At 68.5% G+C, this 23,801-nt stretch carries 21 protein-coding genes; 9 read left to right on the top strand and 12 right to left on the bottom strand.

The annotated features are described in order from the left end of the window. Entirely contained in the window at positions 1-1,077 is a 1,077-nt protein-coding gene (locus ACMZPQ_RS15005) for an HDOD domain-containing protein (protein ID WP_197580622.1), read from the bottom strand. 278 nt (positions 1,078-1,355) lie between these two features. Between ACMZPQ_RS15005 and ACMZPQ_RS15000 the strand changes: the two genes are divergently transcribed. Beyond that, positions 1,356-2,453: a Glu/Leu/Phe/Val dehydrogenase dimerization domain-containing protein gene (locus ACMZPQ_RS15000; protein ID WP_008264553.1), complete on the top strand. Its 1,098-nt coding sequence runs from the start codon at positions 1,356-1,358 to the stop codon at positions 2,451-2,453. A 47-nt stretch (positions 2,454-2,500) separates the two neighbouring features. On the opposite strand, the gene ACMZPQ_RS14995 is transcribed toward ACMZPQ_RS15000, so the two are convergent. After that, positions 2,501-5,347 carry a S8 family serine peptidase gene (locus ACMZPQ_RS14995; RefSeq protein ID WP_197580621.1) on the bottom strand — a complete coding sequence of 949 codons (2,847 nt, stop codon included), beginning with the start codon at positions 5,345-5,347 and terminating at the stop codon, positions 2,501-2,503. 182 nt (positions 5,348-5,529) lie between these two features. On the opposite strand from ACMZPQ_RS14995, the gene ACMZPQ_RS14990 reads away from it, so the two are divergent. From ACMZPQ_RS14990 to ACMZPQ_RS14980, 3 genes are all read left to right on the top strand, one after another. Further along, positions 5,530-6,705 (top strand): thiolase family protein, encoded by a 1,176-nt coding sequence (locus ACMZPQ_RS14990; RefSeq protein ID WP_197580620.1) that lies wholly within the window; start codon positions 5,530-5,532, stop codon positions 6,703-6,705. A gap of 124 nt (positions 6,706-6,829) precedes the next feature. Beyond that, positions 6,830-7,171, top strand: coding sequence for a hypothetical protein (locus ACMZPQ_RS14985; RefSeq protein WP_197580619.1), 342 nt, complete (start codon positions 6,830-6,832; stop codon positions 7,169-7,171). 157 nt (positions 7,172-7,328) lie between these two features. Continuing rightward, a complete protein-coding gene (locus tag ACMZPQ_RS14980) occupies positions 7,329-7,739 on the top strand; it encodes a hypothetical protein (protein WP_197580618.1) in 411 nt (136 codons plus the stop codon). Between the two features lie 289 nt (positions 7,740-8,028). Here the strand turns inward: ACMZPQ_RS14980 and ACMZPQ_RS14975 are convergent, their stop codons facing one another. After that, positions 8,029-9,666 (bottom strand): acyl-CoA dehydrogenase family protein, encoded by a 1,638-nt coding sequence (locus tag ACMZPQ_RS14975; protein WP_197580617.1) that lies wholly within the window; start codon positions 9,664-9,666, stop codon positions 8,029-8,031. 113 nt (positions 9,667-9,779) lie between these two features. Between ACMZPQ_RS14975 and ACMZPQ_RS14970 the strand changes: the two genes are divergently transcribed. From ACMZPQ_RS14970 to pdeM, 4 genes are read left to right on the top strand one after another with little or no spacing between them, the layout of a single operon-like run. Then, positions 9,780-10,778: a ligase-associated DNA damage response exonuclease gene (locus ACMZPQ_RS14970; RefSeq protein ID WP_197580616.1), complete on the top strand. Its 999-nt coding sequence runs from the start codon at positions 9,780-9,782 to the stop codon at positions 10,776-10,778. Continuing rightward, a complete protein-coding gene (locus tag ACMZPQ_RS14965; protein ID WP_197580615.1) occupies positions 10,775-12,382 on the top strand; it encodes an ATP-dependent DNA ligase in 1,608 nt (535 codons plus the stop codon). Before ACMZPQ_RS14970 ends, ACMZPQ_RS14965 begins: the two co-directional genes overlap by 4 nt. Continuing rightward, positions 12,379-14,838, top strand: a complete 2,460-nt coding sequence (locus tag ACMZPQ_RS14960; protein WP_197580614.1) for a ligase-associated DNA damage response DEXH box helicase — start codon at positions 12,379-12,381, stop codon at positions 14,836-14,838. Before ACMZPQ_RS14965 ends, ACMZPQ_RS14960 begins: the two co-directional genes overlap by 4 nt. Beyond that, complete coding sequence (pdeM, locus tag ACMZPQ_RS14955) at positions 14,828-15,469, top strand: ligase-associated DNA damage response endonuclease PdeM (protein ID WP_197580613.1); 642 nt, start codon at positions 14,828-14,830, stop codon at positions 15,467-15,469. Before ACMZPQ_RS14960 ends, pdeM begins: the two co-directional genes overlap by 11 nt. Here the strand turns inward: pdeM and ACMZPQ_RS14950 are convergent, their stop codons facing one another. The 9 genes from ACMZPQ_RS14950 to rlmD all read right to left on the bottom strand — a co-directional run bounded on the left by ACMZPQ_RS14950 (position 15,470) and on the right by rlmD (position 22,788). Then, positions 15,470-15,739, bottom strand: a complete 270-nt coding sequence (locus ACMZPQ_RS14950) for a hypothetical protein (protein ID WP_197580612.1) — start codon at positions 15,737-15,739, stop codon at positions 15,470-15,472. It lies immediately after the preceding gene. A 181-nt stretch (positions 15,740-15,920) separates the two neighbouring features. After that, positions 15,921-17,186, bottom strand: coding sequence for an FAD-dependent monooxygenase (locus ACMZPQ_RS14945; protein ID WP_197580611.1), 1,266 nt, complete (start codon positions 17,184-17,186; stop codon positions 15,921-15,923). A 92-nt stretch (positions 17,187-17,278) separates the two neighbouring features. Then, the gene (locus ACMZPQ_RS14940; protein ID WP_005410590.1) at positions 17,279-17,485 is read right to left on the bottom strand and encodes a cold-shock protein; all 207 of its coding nucleotides are present in this window, start codon (positions 17,483-17,485) and stop codon (positions 17,279-17,281) included. Positions 17,486-17,573: 88 nt separating this feature from the next. Further along, positions 17,574-18,320 (bottom strand): S-methyl-5'-thioinosine phosphorylase, encoded by a 747-nt coding sequence (locus tag ACMZPQ_RS14935; protein ID WP_197580610.1) that lies wholly within the window; start codon positions 18,318-18,320, stop codon positions 17,574-17,576. An 81-nt stretch (positions 18,321-18,401) separates the two neighbouring features. Beyond that, positions 18,402-18,956: a hypoxanthine-guanine phosphoribosyltransferase gene (locus ACMZPQ_RS14930; RefSeq protein WP_006461210.1), complete on the bottom strand. Its 555-nt coding sequence runs from the start codon at positions 18,954-18,956 to the stop codon at positions 18,402-18,404. Next, positions 18,956-19,963: a beta-N-acetylhexosaminidase gene (gene nagZ / locus ACMZPQ_RS14925; protein ID WP_197580609.1), complete on the bottom strand. Its 1,008-nt coding sequence runs from the start codon at positions 19,961-19,963 to the stop codon at positions 18,956-18,958. The genes ACMZPQ_RS14930 and nagZ overlap by 1 nt, the downstream gene beginning before the upstream one ends. 162 nt (positions 19,964-20,125) lie before the next feature. Then, positions 20,126-20,821 (bottom strand): DsbA family oxidoreductase, encoded by a 696-nt coding sequence (locus ACMZPQ_RS14920; protein ID WP_197580608.1) that lies wholly within the window; start codon positions 20,819-20,821, stop codon positions 20,126-20,128. A 113-nt stretch (positions 20,822-20,934) separates the two neighbouring features. After that, positions 20,935-21,420, bottom strand: coding sequence for a CYTH domain-containing protein (locus ACMZPQ_RS14915; RefSeq protein WP_197580649.1), 486 nt, complete (start codon positions 21,418-21,420; stop codon positions 20,935-20,937). A 33-nt stretch (positions 21,421-21,453) separates the two neighbouring features. Continuing rightward, entirely contained in the window at positions 21,454-22,788 is a 1,335-nt protein-coding gene (gene rlmD, locus ACMZPQ_RS14910) for a 23S rRNA (uracil(1939)-C(5))-methyltransferase RlmD (RefSeq protein ID WP_197580607.1), read from the bottom strand. A 127-nt stretch (positions 22,789-22,915) separates the two neighbouring features. On the opposite strand from rlmD, the gene ACMZPQ_RS14905 reads away from it, so the two are divergent. Continuing rightward, positions 22,916-23,644 carry a response regulator gene (locus ACMZPQ_RS14905; protein WP_312647024.1) on the top strand — a complete coding sequence of 243 codons (729 nt, stop codon included), beginning with the start codon at positions 22,916-22,918 and terminating at the stop codon, positions 23,642-23,644. Positions 23,645-23,801: the final 157 nt, after the last annotated feature.

The raw sequence follows: 23,801 nt of genomic DNA, 5'->3' as shown, positions 1-23,801 counted from the left end.
TCAGGGGTCCGCCGCAGCCTCGTCCTGATCGGCCTCATCCAGGGTCTCCACGCTGCGCCCATGCAGGCGCCGCCAGATCCAGCGCAGCGCATGCGGCGGCGCCGAAGGCAGCTGCTCCAGCAGCGCCAGCATGCGGTTCTGGCTGGCATGGCCATGCCGGCACAGCAGGCTGGCCGCCGCAGCGGCGCTGGCCAGGCGCAGGCTGTCGGCCAGCGGCCCATCGGCCTCTGGTGCCAGCGCCTGGTGCACCGGTTCGGGCAGCTCCCACGCGGCGGCCACCCGCTGCGCCAGGGGCAACGACCATCGCTGCAGCAGTTGCAGGGCGAGCACCGGCTCCACGGTTTCGCCACGCGCCTGCGCTTCCTGCAGCAGCTGGCGCATCACCAGCGCCGCGCCCAGTCCCTGCACCAGGCCCAGCCACTGCGCGGCGAAGGCATCGCCGAAGGTGACCGTGCGCGCGTGATCGGCCGCTGCACGCGAGGCCAGCAATGCGTGCTCCCAGATGATCGTGCTGAACTGCGGGAACACCTCGCACTGCACCTGCATCACCGGCTGCACCAGCACCGCGCTGATGATCTGGCGCACGCCTTCGGTGCCGACCAGGGTCACCGCCCGCTGCAGGCTCTCCACCGGCCGCTCGTGCACCTTGTAAGCCGGGCTGTTGGCGATGCGCAGCAGGTTGCCGGTCAGCACCGGGTCCTGGCCGATGATCGCCGCCATCACCCGCGCCGAGGCCGCATCGTCGTTCACCGTCTGGATCAGCTGCGGCAGCAGCTGCGGACGGCGCGGCAGCTGCCGGGCCGCCCAGTCGCGGTCCTGCAGCGCGCGCGCCACCGCCTCGCCCAGCGCCGATTCCCCGGCCGCGGCCGGCTCGTCGGCCAACCGTGGGTACAGGGCCAGCGCATGCAGGCCGCGCTGCAGGTGGGCGGCGATCTCACCGGAGGGCAGCGCCTCGCCCTGCAGGCTGGCCGCGGCGGCTGCCACCGCCTGTCGCGATACGGCCGCCAAGCGTGACGGTGCCGCCCCGGTCAAGCGCGCCAGCCAGCCACGCAACGATCGCCACCAAGCCGGCGTCATCGCCGCCCGCCCTGTTGTTGTGGTGCCCTTGCCGTCACTGACCGCCCTGCCTCTTCATGCGCATCCGGCCACCCGCCGTCGTCGCAGCATCGGCCGCACTTTCATCTTCTTTAACCGCAAGGCTGCCGATGTCGACGGCAGCGACCGGGGGAATGGACTAGAATGGCGCCGCGCGACCCGTCACCCTGAACCGACGACGTCGCTTTTTTTGTTTTGGGACCCTACCGTTCACTGGCCGTTCGCTGCAGTTCGCCGCTGTTCGCGCCATCGGAGACGCCATGCTATTCGAAACCCTCGCCACCACCGGCCACGAACAGGTGGTGTTCTGCCACAACCACGATGCCGGCCTGAAGGCGATCATCGCCATCCACAACACTACCCTGGGCCCGGCCCTGGGCGGTGTGCGCATGCGCCCCTACGCCAGCACCGACGAGGCACTGGCCGATGTGCTGCGGCTGAGCCGGACGATGACCTACAAGAATGCGCTGGCCGGCCTCAACGTGGGCGGCGGCAAGGCGGTGATCATCGGCGACCCGAAGGTGGACAAGACCGAGGTGCTGTTCCGCGCCTTCGGCCGCTATGTCGATTCGCTGGGCGGACGCTACATCACCGCCGAGGACGTCGGCACCGACGTCAACGACATGGAGAACATCTACCTGGAAAGCCAGTTCGTGACCGGCGTGCACCAGGTCCATGGCGGCTCCGGCGATCCGGCGCCGTTCACCGCCTATGGTGCGCTGCAGGCGCTGATGGCGGCGATGCGCTTCAAGTTCGGCCACGAGGAAGTGGGCAAGACCAGCATCGCGGTGCAGGGCCTGGGCCACATCGGCATGGAACTGGTAAAGCTGCTGCGTGACCGTGGCGCCAAGCTGTACGTCACCGACCTGGACAGTGCGCTGGTCGACCGCGCGGTCAGCGATTTCGGCGCCGAGGCGGTCAAGCCGGACGAGATCCACGAGGTGAACGCCGATGTGTTCGCACCGTGCGCGCTGGAAGGCGCGATCAACGCCGACACCCTGCCGCGGATCAAGGCCAAGATCATCTGCGGCACCGCCAACAACCAGCTGTCGAGCCTGGAAATCGGCGACGAGCTGCATGCGCGCGGCATCCTGTATGCGCCGGACTATGCGGTCAACGCCGGTGGCGTGATGAACGTGTCGCTGGAGATCGACGGCTACAACCGCGAACGTGCGATGCGCCTGATCCGCAGCATCTACCACAACCTCACCCGCATCTTCGAACTGTCGCAGCGCGAGAACATCGCGCCGCAGCGCGCGGCCGACCGCATCGCCGAAAGCCGCATCCTGTCGATCGGCAAGCTGAAGATGCCGCTGGGCCGCAGCACCCCGCGCCTGGGCAACCTGCGCGGCGGCTGAACCTGCTGCCGCGTTCGCGCCGGGCAGCCCCCGGCGCGAACCCTCCTTCAGAAGCCGGCGCTGTAGCGCAACGCCGCCTGGCGCGCGCCCTCACCGCCAATGCGCTGGTCGAAGCCCACGCTCAGGCGGCCATTGCGGCCCCACCACGATTCCAGCGCCAGGCCGATCAGCGCACTGCCGCGCGGCGCATTCCAGCCCGCCAACGGTGCCCAGGCATCGACGCCGACGAAGCTGGCGTCCCAGGCCGCATCAGCGCCATCGAGCCGCTGCTGCCACTCGGCATGCCCGCGCACGGTCCACCGCCCCCAGCCACGCTCACCACGCAGGCCGGCCAGCATCTGGCTGCGCTGCACGCGGTTGGCATCGCCCCGCAGTCCGAAGCCGAAGCCGCCCAGTTCGCTGAACGCATCGGTGTCCACGCGCGTGGTGCTGGCACCCAGGTACGGCGTCAACGACGCGCCGGCACGGCCGAAGCGATAGCCGCTTTCAACGCTGGCGGTACTGAAACGACCACCGTAACGCGCGGAAACACCGTAGGCGCCCGCCCCCAACAGCAACTGGCGATCCAGCGCGCGGGTGAACTGACCGCTGCCGAGCTGGGCCAGCGCATAGCCACGCCCCAGGTTCCAGCCGGCATACAACTGCGCCTGTGCCTGGCGGTCACGACCGCGATCGCCGCCAAAGCTGCTGCCGCCGTTGCTGCGGGTCTCGCCGAATGCCACGCCCATCAGGCCATTGCCGCCCAATGGCAGGTCCTGGCCGGCCATCCAGCCACGGCTGTCGGCACTGTTGCCAGCGAAGCTGCCCTGCCCGGCCTCCCCCAGCGCGCTCTGCCAGCTGCCACGCAGGCGCGGAGCGGCCTGCACGCGATCGAAGCGCTCGGCAATGGCACGGCGCGACATGTCGACGCTGTCGAAGGTGGCGGCTTCTGCGCGGGCATGCGCCTGCCCGGACAGGCTCTGCAGGCTGGCGGCCAGGCCTTCGTTGCCACCACCGGTCCACTGCAGCGCGCCAGCGGCCGCACCGAACGCCGATCCCTGCAGGCCGGCATTGCTGTCGAGCGCCGAGAACGCCCCCTCCACGCGCAGCGCGGACGCCTGCGCGGAGGCACCCAGGCCACTGGCGGCGGCGGTCACGCTGACCGTGGTCAGGTTCAACCAGGCGTTGTTGCTGTCGTAGCCGTAGCTGCTCTGCAGCAGCGACAGGCCCTGCAGGCCGGTGGAGGTGGCCGGGGTACTGAAGGTGCCGCTCAGGCCGGCGCCCGCATGGATGAGGTCCTGGCGGGTGCCGTTCTGCGGCACGTAGCCGGAGACGAAGCCGTGCACGCGCACGCCACCGTTGATGGTTGCGTTGCCGGTCACCTGCAGCGGGTTGGCGCCGAGCGCGATCATCAGCTGCGCGCCTGCCTGCTGGGTGTAGTTGCCCTCGATGGTGCCGGTGGTGGCGTCGGTGGTGAGGAACACGCTGCTGCCGTTGATCACGTTGCCGACCACCCGTGGCGTGCCGGCGTTGAACTGCAGACCGGTCGAGTCCGGGTCCGGCTGGCCCAGGATGGTCACGTTCGAACGGATGACGCCACCGCTCTGCAGTGACAGGATGCCGCGCTCGATGCGGGTGGCGCCGGAATAGCTGTTGTTGCCACTCAGCACCAGCGTGCCGCCGCCCTGCTTGACAAGGCCGCCCGTGCCGACGATGTCGTTGCTCCACCTCGAACCGGTCGATGCCACGTCGACGTTGGCGACCACATCCCCCCAGTCGAAGCGACCGGGGCCGTTGACCGCACGCCCGATGTCGAGCAGGCCATAGCCGAACACCGGGTCCACGCCGGCCGCACCGATGTCCTTGGCGGTACCGAGCAGGGTCTGCCGCACCAGATCGTTGTTGAAGTAGGGGAAGCGTTGCCAGACCAGCGCGGCCGCACCGGACACCAGCGGTGCGGCGAACGAGGTGCCGGAGCCCCAGTAGTACTTGCCGCCATTGGCATCGGGATAGACCGCGCTGCCGGGTGCCGCCAGGCAGTAACGCGCGGCCTGGCCGCAGGCATTGGCATAGCTGGCCAGGGTACCCGATGCATACGGGTCCACCGCGGTCGCCACCAGCCAGCCACGCTCCAGGTCGGCGGCCGGCAGGGTGCCGGCCACGCCCTTCTGGCTGGGCAGTGCGGCCAGGCTGCTCGGCTCGCTGCGGCCCTCGTTGCCGGATGCGAACACCACCAGGCCGCCATGGTTGATCACGAACGGACGGTATTCGGCCGCCACCTGCGCAGTGGTCGGCAGGTCGGTCCAGTACAGGCCGCCCCACGAGTTGTTCATCACCTTCACGTTGTAGCTGATCAGGTCCTGGTGGACCTGGGCCACGCCCAACGGGCCGCTGAAGGCATTGCCCTGGCCACTGCCGTCGTCGGTGGGTGCCTTGTCGGAAATGATCCGCGCCGAGACGATCTGCGCGCCGGGCGCGACACCACCCGGCCAGGAACCCACCGGCGCACCGGCGGCAAGGCTGGCCACGGCGGTGCCATGGCCGACCACGTCATCGACACTCAGGTTGTTCTTGGCCGGATCGATGTAATTGAAGTTGGCCAGCACCCGCCCGTTCAGGGCCACCGCGTTGCGTTGCACGCCCGAATCGACGATGCCGATGCGCACGCCCTGCCCGGTCAGCCCACTGGCCTGTGCCGCACGCGCGTTGGTGACTGCCAGATGCGCGTCGAACGCCGGCTCCTGCGGCTTGGGCGGCGGCGGCGTCGTTGGCGGCGGCGTGGTTGGAGGTGTCGGCGTGGTCGGTGGCGGGTCGACGCGCACGTTGCTGCCACCTCCGCCGCCCCCGCCACAGGCCGTCAACGCCATCGCCAGCGCCGTTGCCAGCACGGACTTCACCTTCATCATGCGTTCCATCGATTCCTTCCCATGAACGTTGTCCTGCCATCCTCCTGGCAGGTGTACGACCGCGCCCAGCGGCGGTCCTGCGCGACCCTCTATACTGGGGCCGCCCCCCACGCAGTCTGCCGGGAAACCCGGACGCTTCCAACGTCTACGGTCTCCTTTCCGAACATTGCTTACGCATCAACGAGATTGCCATGTCCAACATCGTCATCGCCGCCGCCAAGCGCACCGCCATCGGCTCATTCCTCGGCCAGTTCAACGGCGTGCCCACCCCCACCCTCGGTGCGGCCGCCATTGCCGCTGCGCTGGAGCAGTCGGGCGTGCCGGCCAGCGACGTTTCTGAAGTCCTGATGGGCTGCGTGCTGCCGGCCAACCTTGGCCAGGCGCCCGCCCGCCAGGCGGCGATCGCCGCCGGCATCCCGCTGTCGGTGGGCGCCACCACGCTCAACAAGGTGTGCGGCTCGGGCATGAAGACCATCATGCTCGGCCATGACCTGATCAAGGCCGGCTCGGCCAGCATCGTCGTCGCCGGCGGCATGGAATCGATGTCCAACGCCCCGCACATGCTGCCGAACTCGCGTACCGGCAACCGCTTCGGCAATTTCCAGGCGGTCGACCACATGGCCCACGATGGCCTGGTCAACGCCTACGACGGCAAGGCGATGGGTGAATTCGCCGAGTGCGCGGTGGACAAGTACCAGTTCAGCCGCGAAGAACAGGACGCCTACGCCATCGAATCGGTGAAGCGTGCGCAGGCTGCGCAGGCCAGTGGTGCCTTCGCAGATGAAATCGTCGCGGTGAAGGTCGCCACCCGCAAGGGTGAGGTCGAGGTCGCCATCGACGAGCAGCCGGGTCGCTCGGACATCGCCAAGATCCCGACCCTGCGTCCGGCCTTCAAGAAGGACGGCAGCGTCACCGCCGCCAGCTCCTCCAGCATTTCCGACGGCGCCGCCGCCGTGGTCCTGATGACCGAAGAAGATGCCGCTGCACGCGGTATCACCCCGCTGGCCCGCATCGTCGGCCATGCCACCCATTCGCAGGAGCCGGAGTGGTTCACCACCGCGCCGATCGGCGCGCTGCACACGCTGCTGGGCAAGACTGGCTGGTCGCTGGACCAGGTCGACCTGTTCGAGGTCAACGAAGCCTTTGCTGTGGTGGCGATGGCGCCGATGCGCAAACTGGGCATCCCGCACGAGAAGCTCAACGTGAATGGCGGTGCCTGCGCGCTGGGCCATCCCATCGGTGCCTCCGGCGCACGCCTGGTGGTGACCCTGGTCAACGCCCTGCGCACGCGCGGTGGCAAGCGCGGCATTGCGACCCTCTGCATCGGCGGCGGCGAAGCAACCGCAATCGCCATCGAATTGATTTGAAAAGATTTAACGATGATTTCGCAAAAATGAATGCGGGATCGCTTGACACCCAATCTTGGCTTGTCATCATGTTGTCGGCGCGCAGCATGCGCGTTGCCTAATTCTAACGACGAGGATTCACACAATGAGCATCAACAAGCTGCTGGTCGCGATGTCCCTGGCCCTGGCCCTGGCCGCCTGCTCGAAGCAGGAAGCTGCCCAGGACGCCGCTGCTTCGGCCAACGAAGCCGCCACCGAAGCCCAGGCTGCTGCCGACCAGGCCGCCGCTGCTGGCGCCCAGACCGCCGACGCTGCCCAGCAGGCCGCTGACACCGCCGCCACCGCTGCCGACGCTTCGACCGACGCTGCTGCCCAGGCTGGCGCTGCTGCCACCGACGCTGCTGCCGGCGCTGCTGCTGACGCTGCCAAGGCTGCTGAAGGCACCGCTGAGAAGGCCAAGGACGCTGCTGAAGAAGCCAAGAAGTAATAACTTCTTTCTTCACGCTGTTCTGGAAAAGCCGCTGGTTCGCCAGCGGCTTTTTCTTTGCGCCGCTGCCTGCAAGGCAACGGCAGCGTCGCGACCCGGTCTTCACAACGGCATGAATAGGCTGGCGTCCCCATCCATTGCAGTACCGGAGACCGCCATGAAGATTCGTCCGATCACTACCTCCCTGCTGGCCGCCTCCCTGCTGCTGGCCCTGGCCGCCTGCAAGGGCCCGGAAGCCGAACAGGCCAAGCAGGACGCGCAGCAGGCCGCTGACAGCGCTGGCGCTGCCGCCCGCGATGCGGTCGACAAGGCCGCCGCCGCGACCCGCGAAGCCGCCGACAAGACCGCCTCTGCTTCCGAGCAGGCTGCCGCCGACACCCAGCAGGCGCTGGACAAGGCCGCTGTCGCCACCGCCAACGCCGCCGACCAGGCCAAGGACGCCGCGACCGACGCTGCAGCACACGCCAGCGATGCCACCGCCAACGCCGCGCAGAAGGTCGCCGACAAGGCGCGCGATGTCGCCAATGACGCGAAGGCCAACGCCGCCAAGGAAGAGGCCAAGCACTGACGCATACAGCGCCATTGCGCCGACCGGGCATACGCTCGGCGTAACAGGAAAAGCCGCGGCAGTGCCGCGGCTTTTCTGCTTTTCGCCCTCTGCTTTTTCTGTTGATTCCATGGTGGACGGCACGGAAACCGTCCGAGGCCGCGCGAGTGGGTTGCGCAGGGGTGTCCGCGGCATGGATGCCGCGGCCAAGCCCCCAAGGACGGGTTCACGGCGTCCCCTGCGCAATCCACTCGCGCGGCCACCGCCGATATCAGCGTCCACCACGAGGGGCTCCGCCGTTGGCCGCCGCCTACGGCAGCGCGCGCGCCAGCACCGCCGCCAGATCCAGCCCCGGCGGGAGCGTCCCGAATGCCAGCCCGTGTTCACCGTCCAGCCGGCTCCGCACGAAGGCGTCGGCCATCGGGCTACGCGCATGCAGCAGCAGCGCCGCCTGCAACAGCAGCGCAGTACGTTCGCAGAACAGCCGCGCCTGCGACTCTTCCGGCATCGGCACCGCTGCCCAGCGCTGCAACGCCGCTGCATAACGCGCATCGCGATCGGCCATCGCCGCCAACTCACCGCGCAGCGCCGCCATCGCCTCCGGCTCACGCGCCAACGCACGCAGCACGTCCAGGCACTGGATGTTGCCGCTGCCCTCCCAGATCGAGTTCAGCGGCGCCTGCCGATACAGTCGAGGCAGCATCGACTCCTCCACGTAGCCTGCACCGCCCAGGCACTCCTGTGCTTCATTGACGAACGCGGCCGCACGCTTGCACACCCAGTACTTGCCCAAGGCCGTGCCCACGCGCGCCAGTGCCGCTTCGTTGGCATCCACGCCGGCACGATCGACCGCACGCGCGACGCGCATCGCCAGCACCGTGGCCGCCTCCGACTCCAGTGCCAGGTCGGCCAGCACATTGGCCATCAGCGCATGTTCCACCAGCAGCTTGCCGAAGGTACGGCGGTGGCGCGCATGGTGCAGCGCCTGCGCCAGCGCCATGCGCATTTCTGCCGCCGCACCCAGCATGCAATCCAGGCGGGTCATCATCACCATGCCGATGATGGTGGCCACGCCGCGCCCCTCTTCGCCCACGCGCCAGGCCTGCGCACCGCAGAACTCGACCTCGCTGGATGCGTTGGCCCAGTCACCGAGCTTGTCCTTCAGCCGCATCAAGCGGAACGCGTTGCGGTCGCCATCGGCGAGCCGGCGCGGCATCAGCAGGCAGGTCACGCCGCCCGGCGCCTGCGCCAGCACCAGGAAGCCATCGCACATCGGTGCGGAGAAGAACCATTTGTGCCCGACCAGGCGGTAGCGCTCGCCATCGACCGGCTCGGCACGCGTGCTGTTGGCGCGGACATCCGAACCGCCCTGCTTCTCGGTCATGCCCATGCCCAGGGTGATGCCGGCCTTGTCCGCCACCGGCACATCACGCGGGTCATAGACCGGCGCCGCCGCCTTGCGTGCCCATTCGGCCAGGTGCGGTTGCGATTGCAGCACCGCCACCGCCGCATGGGTCATGGTCAACGGGCAACTGGTGCCGGCCTCGGCCTGGTGATGCAGGTAGCTCAAGGCGGCACGCGCCACGTGCGCGCCCGGCTGCGGTTCGTGCCAGGACAGCCCAGCCACGCCATGCGACTTCGCAACGTCCATCAACCGGTGATAGGCCGGATGGAACTCGACGGTATCGATGCGATGGCCCTGCGCATCGTGCGTGCGCAGGCGCGGGCGATCACGGTTGGCGTCAAAGCCGAGCCGGTACAGCTCGTCGCCGGCCAGCGCGCCATACACGCCCAGCCGCGGTGCGAAGCTGGCGGCGCCTTCGCGCTGCACCGCCTCCATCAATGCCACATCATCGGTCCACAACTGGCGGCCGGCGAAGGGAGGCGGCTGGTTCAGCACCACATGGGTTTCGAAGGGGGCGTTGCTGCTGAAGCCGGGTCCGCTCATCCGTTCCTTCCTGACGGCAAGAGGTGTGCGATCCGATTGTGCAGCATCCTCCGCCAAGCCCGTGTTCAGGCCGGTTCTCGCCGCCTGCACGAGGCGCACGCCACAGTGATCGCATGGCAGGCAATGACGATCTGGTGGTGCTGCGCCCGGAAGGGCTGTATTGCGCCGCCGGCGATTTCCACATCGACCCCTGGCGCCCGGTGCCGCGCGCGGTCATCACCCATGGCCACGGCGACCACGCGCGCCCGGGCATGGGGGAATACCACTGCAGCGAAGGCAGCCTGCCGATCCTGCGCTGGCGGCTGGGTGATGTCGACGTGCAGGCGCATGCCGAAGGGGTGCAGTTCCGCCTTGGGCAGGTGCAGGTATCGCTGCACCCGGCGGGCCATGTGCTCGGCTCGTCGCAGGTCCGCATCGATGACGGCGAACAGGTCTGGGTGGCGTCCGGCGATTACAAGCGCCAACCCGACCCGACCTGTACGCCCTTCGAAGTGGTGCCCTGCGATACCTTCATCACCGAGGCCACGTTCGCGCTGCCGATCTATCGCTGGCCGGACACCCCGGCGGTCGCCGCAGAGATCGTGGCCTGGCGCCGCGACTGCGAACAGCGCGGCGAAGCGGCGATCCTGCTGTGCTATGCGCTCGGCAAGGCGCAGCGGGTACTGGCCGAGCTGCTGCCGCTGGACGATCGCCCCGCCTGGCTGCATGGCGCCATCGCCAATGGGGTCGCAGTCTACCGGCAGGCCGGCGTGCCGATGCTGGAGACGCTCACCGTGGCCGAACAGGGCCGCCATCCCGATGCCGCCGGCCAGCTGATCCTGGCCCCGCCCTCGGCCGCAGGCACGCCGTGGATGCGCCGCTTCGGACCGCATCAACTGGGCTTCGCCTCGGGGTGGATGCAGCTGCGCGGCAACCGCCGCCGCCGCAATGTCGACCGCGGCTTTGTCATTTCCGATCATGCCGACTGGCCCGCGCTGCTGCAGACCATCGAACAGACCGGCGCACAGCGGGTGATCGCCACCCACGGCAATACGGATGCGTTGATCCCCTTCCTGCGCGAACGCGGCGTTGCCGCCGAGGCCTTCCGCACCGATTACGGGAGCGAGGAATGAGGGCCTTCGCCGCGCTCTACCAGCGCCTGGACCGCAGCACCGCGACGCTGGACAAGCGTGCCGCGCTGGTCGACTACTTCCGCCACGCCGCGGCGCACGATGCAGCCTGGGCGCTGTACCTGCTCAGCGGCGGCAAGGTCGGCGGTGCACGCCGCAAGATCGCCGCCAGCGGCGAGCTGCGCAGCTGGATCGCCGAAGCATCCGGCCTGCCCGCCTGGCTGGTGGAAGACAGCTACGCCCAGGTGGGTGATCTGGCCGAGACACTGACCCTGCTGCTGGATGATCCACTGCATCCGGCTGCCGACCGGCCGTTGTCGGACTGGATCGAACAGCACCTGCTGGCGGTGGCCAACCACCCGGAGCCGGAGCGGCGCGCGGCGGTGGTCGCCGGGTGGCGGCAGCTGCGCAGCGGCGAGCGCCTGGTGTTCAACAAGCTGCTGACCGGCGCGCTGCGCGTGGGTGTTTCACAGCGGCTGGTGCAACAGGCCTTGGCCGAATGGTCCGGCCTGGACATCGCGCGCATCGCCCAGCGCATGCTCGGTGAGTGGGTGCCCTCGCCCGGGCTGCTGGAGCAGCTGCTGTCGCCTGACGAGCTGCCGCTGGATCGACAGCAGCCGTACCCGTTCTTCCTTGCCTCGCCACTGGAGGGAGACCCGGGCGAACGGCTGGGACCGATCGGCGACTGGCTGCCGGAATGGAAATGGGACGGCATCCGCCTGCAGGTGCTGCGCCGGCGCGGTGAAGTGGCGCTGTGGTCACGCGGCGAGGAACGGCTGGATGGCCGCTTTCCGGAAATTGAACAGGCCGCGATGGCACTCCCCGACGGCTGCGTGCTGGACGGAGAACTGCTGGCCTGGGACGAGGCCGACAACCTGCCGCGCGCCTTCACTGCATTGCAGACCCGCATCCAGCGCCGCAAGCCCGGCGCAGCGACGTTGCGCAACACGCCGGTGCGCGTGCTCGCCTACGACCTGCTTGAACGCCACGGCGAGGATCTGCGCGGACTGCCGCTGCAACAACGGCGCACACAGTTGGCCGATGTCATCGGTGCCCTCGACGATGCGCGCATCCAGCTGTCGCCCGAGGTGCCCGCTGAAGACTGGCAGCAGGCGGCCACCTTGCGTGACGCCGCCCGCGAACGCGGCGTGGAAGGGTTGATGCTGAAACGCCGGGCATCCACCTACCAGTCGGGGCGACGCCGTGGCGACTGGTGGAAATGGAAGGTCGATCCACTGACCATCGACGCAGTGTTGCTGTACGCGCAAGCCGGGCATGGACGGCGCAGCACGCTGTACACCGACTACACTTTCGGCGTCTGGGACGGCGATGCGCTGGTGCCGGTGGCCAAGGCTTATTCGGGCCTGGACGACAAGGAGATCCTGGCCCTCGACCGTTGGATCCGCGCCAACACCCGCGAACGATTCGGCCCGGTGCGCAGCGTGCGTGCCGAACAGGTATTCGAGCTGGGCTTCGAGGCGGTCAACCGCAGCACCCGGCACAAATCCGGCATCGCCGTGCGTTTTCCGCGCATCCTGCGCTGGCGCCACGACAAGCCCGCCAGCGAGGCCGATCAGCTGGCCAGCCTGCAGGCATTGGCGCGATGACCCGCAGCCAGGCGCTGCGCCGGCTGGAGGACTGGTTCGCTGCGCGCGGCTGGCGCTCGCTGCCGTTCCAGCGCGCGATGTGGCGGCACTATCTGGCGGGCGATTCCGGGCTGTTGCACACGCCGACCGGAAGCGGCAAGACGCTGGCCATGTTCGGTGGTCCGCTGCTGCAGGCGATGCTCGACCCACCCCCGGCACCGCGCCGCGCCAGTGCGGTGCGCCCGCTGCAGGTGCTGTGGGTGACCCCGTTGCGCGCGCTGGCCAGTGACACCGCACGTGCACTGCAGACCGTCGTCGACGGGCTGGGACTGGGTTGGCGGGTGGGCCTGCGCAGCGGCGATGCCAGCAACCGCGAACGGCGGCAGGCCCGCGAGGGCCGTGTCGACGTGCTGGTGACCACCCCCGAATCGCTGGCGCTGCTGCTGAGCTATCCCGATACGCTGCCTCGCATGCGCCAGCTGCGCTGCGTGGTGGTGGACGAATGGCATGAGCTGCTGGGCAACAAGCGCGGCGTCCTGCTGCAGCTGAACCTGGCGGTGCTGCGCGATACCGCCCCATCCGTACAGCGGTGGGGATTGTCGGCCACGCTGGGCAACCTGGCCCAAGCGCGCGACGTGTTGCTGCCGGACCGGCCGGACGCACCGATCGTGCAGGGCGTACGCCCGCGCGCGATCACTGTGCGCAGCCTGCTGCCGGCACCCGGCGAGCGCTTCCCGTGGGCCGGCCACCTCGGGCTGGCACAGCTGCCACGCGTGCTGGAGGCGTTGATGGCCGCGCGCAGCAGCCTGCTGTTCACCAACACCCGCGCGCAGGCCGAGCTGTGGCACCAGGCATTGGCGTCGGTCTGGCCGGAAGCGCCGGACACGCTGGCACTGCATCACGGCTCGCTGGATCCCGCACTGCGCCAACAGGTGGAAGACGGCCTGCGCGCAGGCGCGCTGCGCTGCGTGGTGGCGACCTCCAGCCTCGACCTCGGCGTGGATTTCCCGGAGGTTGAACAGGTACTGCAGCTGGGCAGCCCCAAGGGCGTGGCGCGGCTGCGACAACGCGCCGGGCGTGCACGCCATCGCCCTGGCGCCAGTGGCGCCATCGTATGCATCCCCAGCCATGCGCTGGAACTGGCCGAGTACGCGGCCGTGCGCCGCGCGCTGCACGAGGGCGTGGTCGAAGCGCGTCGGCCGCCGACGCTGTCACTTGATGTACTGGCACAGCACGCGGTCAGCCGTGCGCTCGCGGGCGGCTTCGACAGTGATGCGCTGCTGGCGCAGGTTCGGCGCACCCACGCCTTCGCCACGCTGGGCGATGACCAATGGCGTGCGGTGCTGGATTTCATCGTGCAGGGTGGACAGGCACTGGCGCAGTACCCGGACTTCCACAAGGTCGTACGCGATGCCGATGGCAGCTACCGCATGCACGACCGCCGGCAGGCGCTGCGGCACCGCTTGTCGATCGGCACCATCAGCAGTGATGGCAGCGTGCGCGTGCAGTTCCTGCGCGGTGGCGGGCTTGGTGCGGTCGAGGAACAGTTCGCCAGCCGCCTGCGCCGCGGCGATCGCTTCCAGTTCGCCGGGCGCCTGCTGGAACTGGTGCAGCTGCGTGACATGACCGCCTTCGTGCGCCTGGCACGCGGGCGCGGTGATGGCGTGGTTCCGCGCTGGCAGGGCGGCCAGCTGCCGCTGTCGATGGCACTCGGCCGCGAACTGGAAGCGGTCCTGTCCGGTTCCGATGACAGCGCCGAATCACGCTGGCTGGCGCCGCTGCTGGCACTGCAGGCACGGTTGTCGGCGCGCCCCGGCGCGGAGCATCTGCTGGTGGAAGACGTAAGGCGCCGCGACGGCCAGTTCCTGTTCGTCTATCCCTTCGCCGGCCGTCATGTGCACGAGGCACTGGCGGCCCTGTTGGCGTTGCGCTGCACCCGCGGTCAGCGCAACAGCATCGGCTATGCGGTAAACGATCACGGCCTGGTGCTGGCGCCGGCGCAGGCCATCGAATTCGATCTGCCGCAGTGGCGCGCACTGTTCAGCAGTGATCAGTTGCTGCAGGACCTGCGCGCGGCGGTGAACCTTGGCGAACTGGCACGCCGCCAGTTCCGCGGCATCGCACGCGTGTCCGGCCTGCTGGTGCCCAGCCTGCCCGGTGGCATGCCGCGCTCGCTGCGCCAGCTGCAGGCCTCGGCAGGCCTGCTGTACGACGTGCTGCGCGAACACGATCCGGAGCATCTGCTGCTGGCACTGGCCGAACGCGAAGTGCTGCACGACAGCCTGGACCTGCCCGGCCTGCAGCAGGTGCTGTCACGCATCAGCACGCAGGCGCTGTCGGTGCAGCAACCGGCTTCGCTGACGCCTCTGGGCTTTCCCTTGTGGGCCGAGCGCCTGCGCGGGCAGTTCAGCAACGAAGACTGGCGCACCCGCGTGCAGCGTGCGGCACAGCAACTGGAACGCCGCCATGGCCGATGAATTGCCGATGCTGCTTGCCGGTGAAGCCGTGGTCCTGATCGGCGCGCGTGCGCTGTACTGGCCGGCGCGGCAGGCACTGCTGATCGCCGACCTGCACCTCGGCAAGGCCGATGTGTTCCGGCGTGCCGGCATCGCGCTGCCCAGCGGCGGCACCGCCGAGGACCTGCACCGCCTGCAGTCGTTGCTGGAAACCCATGCCTGTCGCGAGCTGTGGATCCTCGGCGACATCCTGCATGGACCGGCGCATCGCGCGGCGTGGTACCAGCAGTGGCTGGGCTGGCGCGAGCGCAATGCCGGCCTGGACCTGCATGTCGTGCGCGGAAACCATGACCTGCACCTGCCACATGCACAGCTGCAGGTGCAGATCCACGACGAGGCCCGCGTGCCGCCGTTCCTGCTTCGGCATGAACCGGTGCCGGATGCGGACCTGCACGTGATTGCCGGGCATCTGCATCCACAGATCGCATTACCGCCATTGCGGCGACGGTTCCCTGCGTTCTGGTTGCGCGAGGGCATCACGATCCTGCCGGCGTTTTCCGCGTTCACCGCGGGAATTGTGCCGGTGGCCAGCCGCGGCGAGCAGATGATCGCCTGCGTGGAGGGTGGAGTGGTGGACGTGCCGGTGCGTTGATCAGGCCGGGCGCATGCCCAGTTCCGGCATCAACTGGAAATCGGCGCTGTCATCGTGGCGCCGCCGTGGCAGTGCCTGGATCGCGGCCAGCATCTCCTGTGCGCAGGCCCGGATGCGTGCGTGATGCTCCGCGGCGGCATGGCTGATCAGGCTGCCGACATGGAACTCGAACACATCCTCCAGTACGTCGGGCTGGTCCTCGTGCAGCATCTGCAGCAATCCGCGCAGTTTGCAGATTTCCGATTCCAGCTCCTCGACCGCGAACAACATGGCGTCCTCCTCGTCAACATCAAGCGGCACATCCGGGCCGCAACAGGCCACAACGGCCGTGCCGCCCGGGCCACGCGCGATGTTGATCACGGAAAGGAAAACGGGCGACGCGGCTATCGCGTGCCTTGTTCTTCTCGCACATCCACGGTGAGGCAACCGTTAATTCACGTGACGGAATGCTTCACGCTCCCGCGGCAGCAACAGCGCCAGGGTGCTGCACCTGGCTGTGCATGGCTTCGACAAACGCAGGTTCCAGTGCCAGCGCACCGAACCAGCCATGCTGTGTACCGCTGAGCACGCGCAGCATGTGGCCACGCCCACCTGGCAGGCGTCCCATCGGGCCGAGCAGCACGTCGCGCGCCTTGGACCAGGCATCGCGATCGGACTGGAACAGCGGCGTCAGCCAGCGGCTCCAGCGCTGGTAGACCGCGACATGCGCCCTGCGTTGGGCCTGGTAGGCCTGCAACGCGTCGGCACCGCCCCCATGCGCGCGCACGGCATCGCGCAGTGCCACGGCATCGAGCAGTGCCATGTTCACGCCCTGCCCCAGCTGCGGGCTCATCGCATGCGCGGCATCACCGGCCAGCACCATGCGCCCGTGATGCCAGCGTGTCATCACCGCGTCCCGGTACACCGCGCGCGCCAGCTGGCCTGCATCGCGCAGGTGCGCGAAGCGCGCGCTGGCCTGCGGCCACAACGCATGCAGTTCTTCCAGCCAGGGCGCCATGCCATCGGCCTGCCAACGCTCGAAGTCGGCCCGTGGCAGGCTCCAGAAGAAGCTCAAGCGCGGGGTGTCATCACCGGGTCGCGTGCCGACCGGCAGCAGCCCGATCATCTTGCGCGCGGCCACGTAGCGCTGCCGCAGCTCCTGCAGGTGCGGCCAGTCTTCGGCAGGCAGCAGGCACCACAGCGCCCCCCACGGATACACGCGGTCGAGCCCGGTACCGCCTTCGATCGTGCCGCGCAGCGTGGACGCGGCACCGTCGGCGGCCACCACCAGATCGAACGGGCCGTGCATGCGCCCTTCACTGTCGCGCAGGCGGCCCTGCGTGCTGTCCACCTCGACGATGGTGGTGCCCGCATGCAGCTGCCCCGCGCCGGCGCGCGCGTCGTCCAGCAACGAGAACAACGCCCCACGCTGCATGCCGAGCCCGTGCAGGCGCGCATCCAGGCCGTCGTAGCGCATGTCCATCACCGCACGCTCGCACGGCGTATCGCCATACAGGCGGTGCACCGGCGCAGCATGCGCGCGCACCGCATCGAGCAGGCCCATCTGCCACAGCACCTGCAGGCCACTGGGCTGCAGCAGGAAACCGGCGCCAACCGGCCCGGGCGTGGGCACGCGTTCGAAAATCTCCACCTCGTGGCCATCACGGGTGAGCAGGATGGACAATGCCTGTCCAGCGGTGCCGTAGCCGATCACGGCAATGCGCAGTCGTTCCTTCATGGCCGCATTGTGCCCGAGCCGGAACGCCCACGGCCGCAGCGGCGACAAAAAAACCCCGCCGGAGCGGGGTTTTCAACGCACTGACGAGTGGATCACTCGGCCGGCGTGATGTTCGAAGCCTGGGCACCCTTCGGGCCCTGGGTCACGTCATAGGTGACACGCTGGCCTTCCTGCAGGCTGCGGAAGCCCTTGGAGTTGATGGCGGAGAAGTGCGCGAACACGTCGGCGCTGCCATCCTCCGGCGAGATGAAGCCAAATCCCTTGGCGTCGTTGAACCACTTGACGGTACCGTTCGGCATGGTGATGCGAGACCTTATGCAATGAATGGGTGGTGTACGCTGAACCCGCGCACAGGCTGAGTATGCAAAGCTTGCTCGGCGAAGACAATCACCCCCGCGCCAATTCGCCCACCAGTTCCGGAAGTCCGTTGCTGGCTGCCTGCACGTTGGCCAGCACTTCGGCCATCGTAATCTCCTCGCCATCTCCACAGCCGGCAGCCCAGTTGGCGATGATGGCCAGGCAGGCGTAATCCAGCCCCAGCTCCCGTGCCAGCGCGGCTTCCGGCATGCCGGTCATGCCCACCAGGTCGCAGCCATCGCGGCGCATGCGGGCGATTTCGGCGATGGTTTCCAGGCGCGGACCCTGCGTGGCGCCGTAGCAGCCACCGTCATGGACCGTGACACCGGTCACTTTCGCCGCCGCCAGGATCTTGCTGCGCAGCATCGAGGTGTACGGATGGCCGAAATCGACGTGGACCACGTCGGTGCCTTCTTCTTCACAGATGGTGCTGATGCGGCCCCAGGTGTAGTCGATGATCTGGTCCGGGCACGCCAGCACGCGCGGACCGAAGTCTTCGGTGATGCCCCCCACCGTGTTCAACGCCAGCACCCGCTGCGCGCCCAGCTGCTGCAGCGCGGCCAGATTGGCGCGGTAGTTGATCTTGTGCGGCGGCAGCGAGTGGCCTTCACCATGCCGCGCCAGGAACGCCACGCGGTGGCCGAGCAGTGTGCCCACGCGCACCGGGCCGGACGGGCGGCCGAAGCGGGTGTCGACCTCGTGGGTCTGCACGTCGTCGAGCTTGGCCAGGTTGTAGACACCGGTACCGCCGATCACGGCCAGGGCGATCTGTTGCATTCGAAGCACTCCATGAAAAGACGAACGCCGGCACCCGAGGATGCCGGCGTGGAAGAAGACGTGCCGCGGGCGGCGGCGGCGTTATTCCTTCATTGCGTAGATGGCCGGCACGCAGCGCAGGGTTTCGTTGACGTCCATGCCGAAGCCGAACACATAGCGGTCCGGCAGCTCGATGCCGGCGTAGTCGGCGACCACGTCCGGCAGCGCGCGGTCGTGCTTCTTCACCGTCATCGCAGCGATGCGCACATCGGTCGCGCCCTGCTCCAGGCACCAGGTGCGTACGCCCTGCAGGGTGTAGCCCTCGTCGAGGATGTCGTCGATCAGCAGCACGCGACGGCCGAACAGCGAGGTGGCCGGCTTGTGCTTCCAGACCAGGTCGCCGCCGGTGGTTTCACCGCGGTAGCGGGTGGCGTGCAGGTAATCGAACTGCACGTCCTGGCCACGCGCGCCCAGTTCCAGCGCCAGCTGGCCGGCGAACGGCAGCGCACCGTGCATGATGGACAGGAACAGCGGCACCTCGCCCTTGTAATCGCGCGCGATGGCGTCAGCGATACCGGCGATGGCCTTGTCGATGGTGGGGCGGTCGACCAGCAGGTCAGCCTGGGCCAGGGCCTGGGAAATGGTGAGGTTGGGCATCAGACGGTTCTTCCAAGGGTTTCAAGCAGACGGGATTGGGTGTCGCCATGGCGGGCATCGGCCAGCAGGCCGTCCCAGCCGAGCGCGCCGCGGCCAAGCAGGCCCAGCAGCGCAGCAGTATTGAGGGAGCGCCCCTGCACAGCGTGCAGGGCTTCATCGACCAGTTCGGGGTGGCAGACCAGCACCACGTCGCAGCCGGCATCCAGATGTGCATGCACGCGTGCCGGCACGCCACCGGCACTGTGCGAGGCGGCCATGCCGATGTCGTCGGAGAACACCACGCCACGGAAGCCGAGCTCGCCGCGCAGGATGTCCTGGATCCAGCGCGGCGAATAGCCGGCCGGTTCCGGTGCCACCTGCGGATAGATCACGTGCGCCATCATCACCGCGTCGGCGCCGGCGGCGATGCCGGCCTGGAACGGCACCAGGTCCTGCGCGCGCAGCTCGTCCAGCGCGCGCGGGTCTATCGCGGTGTCCACGTGAGTGTCTTCCAGCACCGTGCCGTGGCCGGGGAAATGCTTGAGCGTGGCCGCCATGCCAACGGCGTGCATGCCGCGCACGTAGGCGGCGGTGAACGCGGCCACCACCTGCGGGTCTTCACTGAAGGCGCGGTTGCCGATGGCGCGGTTGCCACGGCCAAGGTCGACCACCGGCGCGAAGCTCAGATCCACGCCGCTGGCGCGGACTTCACTGGCCATCAGCCAAGCGTGCTGTTCGGCCAGCGCCAACGCGCGCTGCGGATCGGTCGCGTAAAGCGCGCCGATCTCCTGCAGCGGCGGCAGCGCGCTGTAGCCTTCGCGGAAACGCTGCACGCGGCCGCCTTCCTGGTCCACGCAGATCAGCTGCGGTCGCGGGGCGGCGGCGCGGATCGCCGCACTGAGATCGGTCACCTGCTGGCGCGAGGCGAAGTTGCGCTTGAACAGCACCACCCCGGCCACGGCATCGTGCTGCAGCCAGTCACGTTCCTGGGCAGTCAGTTCGGTGCCGGCAACGCCGATCAGCAGCATGGTCGATCTCCACAACGCGCGCCCGCATGGCGCAGTGCCGCATTGTCGCAGAACCGGCCGGCAGACGCAGTGGTCAAGGCAAAAGGGACGTGTGGGGTCAGAGCCCCTGCGGGGATCCGACCCCGGGGCCGGATCCCCGCAGGGACGCTGACCCCGATCTGCTCAGACCTTGCAGCCGTCCGGGCCGCAGGCCTCGTCACCGTCAGCCGGGGCCGCAGGTGCACCCTGCTCGGCCGCGATCTGGCGCAGGGCGTTGGCGAACGCCTCCGGCGGCTGTGCGCCCGAGATGGCCCAGCGGCCGTCGATGACGAAGGTCGGCACCGAGGAAATGCCCAGTGCATGGGCTTCCTGCAACTTCGCCTCGACCTCTGCCAGGCCGCGCTCGGAGGCCAGCATCTGGGTGATCTCGCCCGCGTCCAGGCCACCGGCTACGCCCGCCTGGACCAGCACCGCCGGGTCGGCCAGGTTCTGGCCCTGCTCGAAATGGGCGCGGAACAACGCCTCGCCCACCGCATCCTGCACCCCGTGCTGGCCGGCCAGCCACAGCACCCGGTGCGCCGGCAGCGTGGTCACCCGCACCTGGCCCTGGCTGAAGTCCATCGGCAGGCCTTCGGCGCGGGCGGTGGTCTGGGTCTGGTTGAGGATCTGCTCGGTGCGCTCAACGCCGCCGAACTTGCGCACATAAGCCTCGCGCAGCGGCACCGGCTTTGCATCCGCGTCCGGGTCGAGCTGGAACGGCTGCCAGTGGATGTCGAGTTCAGGCGCATCGGCGCCCAGCAACTGCACGCCCTGCTGGAAACGATGCTTGCCGATCCAGCACCAAGGGCAGACCACGTCGGAGTAGATGTCGATTCTCATCCCCCCTACATGGGGCCCGCCTCCACCGAATAAAGGGGACGGAGGGGATCAAGTCGCTTCCCGCACAGGCCGGGTAAAGACGACTTGATTCCCTCCGTCCCCGGTTGGGGGGTTCACCACTGTGAATAGGGGTGGCTGGCGAGGGCGACGTTGTAGTAGCGGGTGTCGTCGGTCACTTCGGCACCCACCCAGTCCGGCAGCTCAATGACCTGGTCGGCGCTGTCCAGCTCGACCTCGGCCACCACCAGGCCGGCGTTGTCGCCGAGGAACTCGTCCACTTCCCAGGTCAGCCCGGCGTGCTCGACCAGATGGCGGCGCTTGTCGATCAGGCCGCCCACGCACAGGGCGAGCAGTGCCCGCGCGTCTTCCACCGGAATCGGATAATCGAACTCCTGCCGGGTATGGCCGATGGTGCGCGACTTCAGGTTCAACGCGGCGTGCTCGCCCTCGATGCGCACGCGCACCGAGGCGTTCTGGGTGCCGCGATCGAGCGCGCCCATGTCATTGATATAGCCCTGCGCCATCGGGATCACCCGGTGCGCGGCAGTGCGCCAGTCGTCGCTGCGGACGAGGAACTTGCGTTCGATTTCGATGCCCATCGCGCCATTATGCGCGATGGGCATGACAGCCCGTCAGCGCTTCTCGAACACCGCAATGCTTTCCACATGCGCGGTGTGCGGGAACATGTCCATGGCACCGGCACTGACCAGGGTGAAGCCCTGCTCATTGACCAGATAGCCGGCGTCACGCGCCAGCGAGCCCGGGTGGCAGCTGACGTAGACGATGCGCTTGAACTGCTTCAGCGGCAGCTGCTGCAGCACTTCGATCGCACCCGAACGCGGCGGGTCGAGCAGCAGCTTGTCGAAGCCCTGGCGCATCCACGCGGTGCTGCGCTGGTCCTGGGTCAGGTCGGCACTGAAGAACTGCGCGTTGGCCAGGCCGTTGCGCTCGGCATTTTCGCGGGCACGCGCGACCAGGCCGGCATCGCCTTCCACGCCGACCACTTCGCGCACGCGGCGGGCCAGTGGCAGGGTGAAGTTGCCGAGGCCGCAGAACAGGTCCAGCACGCGCTCGTCCTCACCCGGTTCCAGCAGGTCCAGGGCGTGGGCGATCATCTTCTCGTTGAGCTTGGCGTTGACCTGGATGAAGTCCAGCGGGCGGAATGCCAGCTCGACATCCCACGGCGCCAGCCGGAACGACAGCGGCACGCCCTGCCCGTCCAGCGGCTGCACGGTGTCCACGCCACCGGACTGCAGGTAGATCACAAAGCCATGCTGCTGGCCGAAGGCGGCCCAGGCCGCGCGGTCGGCATCGCTGAGCGGCTGCAGGTGCCGCACGGTCAGCACCACGGCCTGGTCACCAGCGATGAATTCGATCTGCGGGATGTCACGCTTGCCATCGAGCGATTCGATGAACAGGGACAGCGCCTCGACCTTGGTGCCGATCTCGGGGATCACGGTCAGGCACTGGCTCAGATCGGCAACGAAACGCGGGTCCTGCTCGCGGAAACCGACCAGGGTCTTGTCCTTCTTCTCGACCCGGCGTACCGAGAAGCGCCCCTTGCGGCGGTAGCCCCAGCTCTCGCCGACCAGCGGCGCCAGCACGGTGCCCGGCTTCACGTGGCCGATGCGCTCCAGGTTGTCCATCAGCACGCGCTGCTTGGCGACGATCTGCTGGTCTTCGTCCAGATGCTGCAGTACGCAACCGGCACAGGTACCGAAGTGCGGGCATTTCGGGGTGACACGCTGCGGCGAGGCCTGCAGCACTTCTACCGTGCGCGCCTCGTCGAAATGGCGGCTGCGGGCGGTCTGTTCCGCCATCACCACCTCGCCCGGCAGGGCACCGCTGATGAAGGTGACCTTGCCGCCCTCGCCTTCACGGCGGGCGACGCCGCGACCATCATGGCTGAGGTCGAGGATTTCGGTCTGGAACGGGGTACGGTCGATGCGGGAGCGGGATCGGGCCACGTGGCGACAGGCTGCGGGCAAAAATGGGGGCGTATTGTCGCAGATCCTGACCGGCAGGGCCCGGACCCGCTTGCGCCCGTGGCCGTCGTGCTTGATGATTGGACCAGCTGACATGGAGGCAGCCCTGATGCAGATGACCCCGCGGACCAGCCGGCCCCGCTTCCTGCTTGTCGAGGACGACATCATCAGCCGCGGTTTTTTCAAGGCGGCGTTGGAAACGTTACCAGCGGATGTGGACACCGCCGATTCACTGGCCAGTGCGCTGGCCAGTGCCGAGCCCGGTGCGCATGATCTGTGGCTGATCGACGTCAATCTGCCCGATGGCAATGGCGCGCAGCTGCTGCGCGAACTGCGCCGCTCACACCCCGACACCCCTGCGCTGGCGCATACCGCCGACGGCGATACCTCCATTCATGCGCGCCTGCGCGAAGCCGGCTTCAGCGACACCCTGGTCAAGCCGCTGGGCCGCGACCAGTTGTTGAAGGCGGTCCGCCGCGCCCTGGTGAACAGCCCGGCCGAGATATTCATGGCCCAGGCGCCGGCAGCCGTCGAGCTGCAGGTGCAGGACTGGGATGAGACGGCAGCCCTGGCCGCCCTCAATGGCCAGCGCAACCATTTGATCGCCCTGCGCGAGCTGTTCCTGGCCGAACTGCCGGGCGTGCGCGACGCGGTTGAGCAGGCCGTGGACCAGCACGACGAGCGCCAGCTGCGCAGCCAGTTGCACCGGCTGCAGGCCAGTTGTGGCTTCGTGGGGGCGGCACGGCTGGGCCGGGCGGTGCGCCAGCTGCATCACGCGCCGGAGTCCGGGCAGGCACAGGATGGGTTCCGCGAGGCGGTCGCTGCCCTGCTGCATTGAGGGGTGTTCGGCAGGGCTTGCAGCCCTGCACCTGCCGAAGCGACATCAAATTCAACATCAAAAGCTCGCATCCCGTGGGATGGTGGGGCGGTGTCGGAGTGCGGGGACGCCGCAAGTACGTCCCTGTAGGCTTGGCAGCCGCATCCATGCGGCTGAC

Origin of the sequence: Stenotrophomonas maltophilia (assembly GCF_047497515.2) — a bacterium.
Taxonomy (GTDB): domain Bacteria; phylum Pseudomonadota; class Gammaproteobacteria; order Xanthomonadales; family Xanthomonadaceae; genus Stenotrophomonas.
Note: the sequence above shows the minus strand (reverse complement) of the source record. Positions and strands in the feature narration are given on the sequence as shown.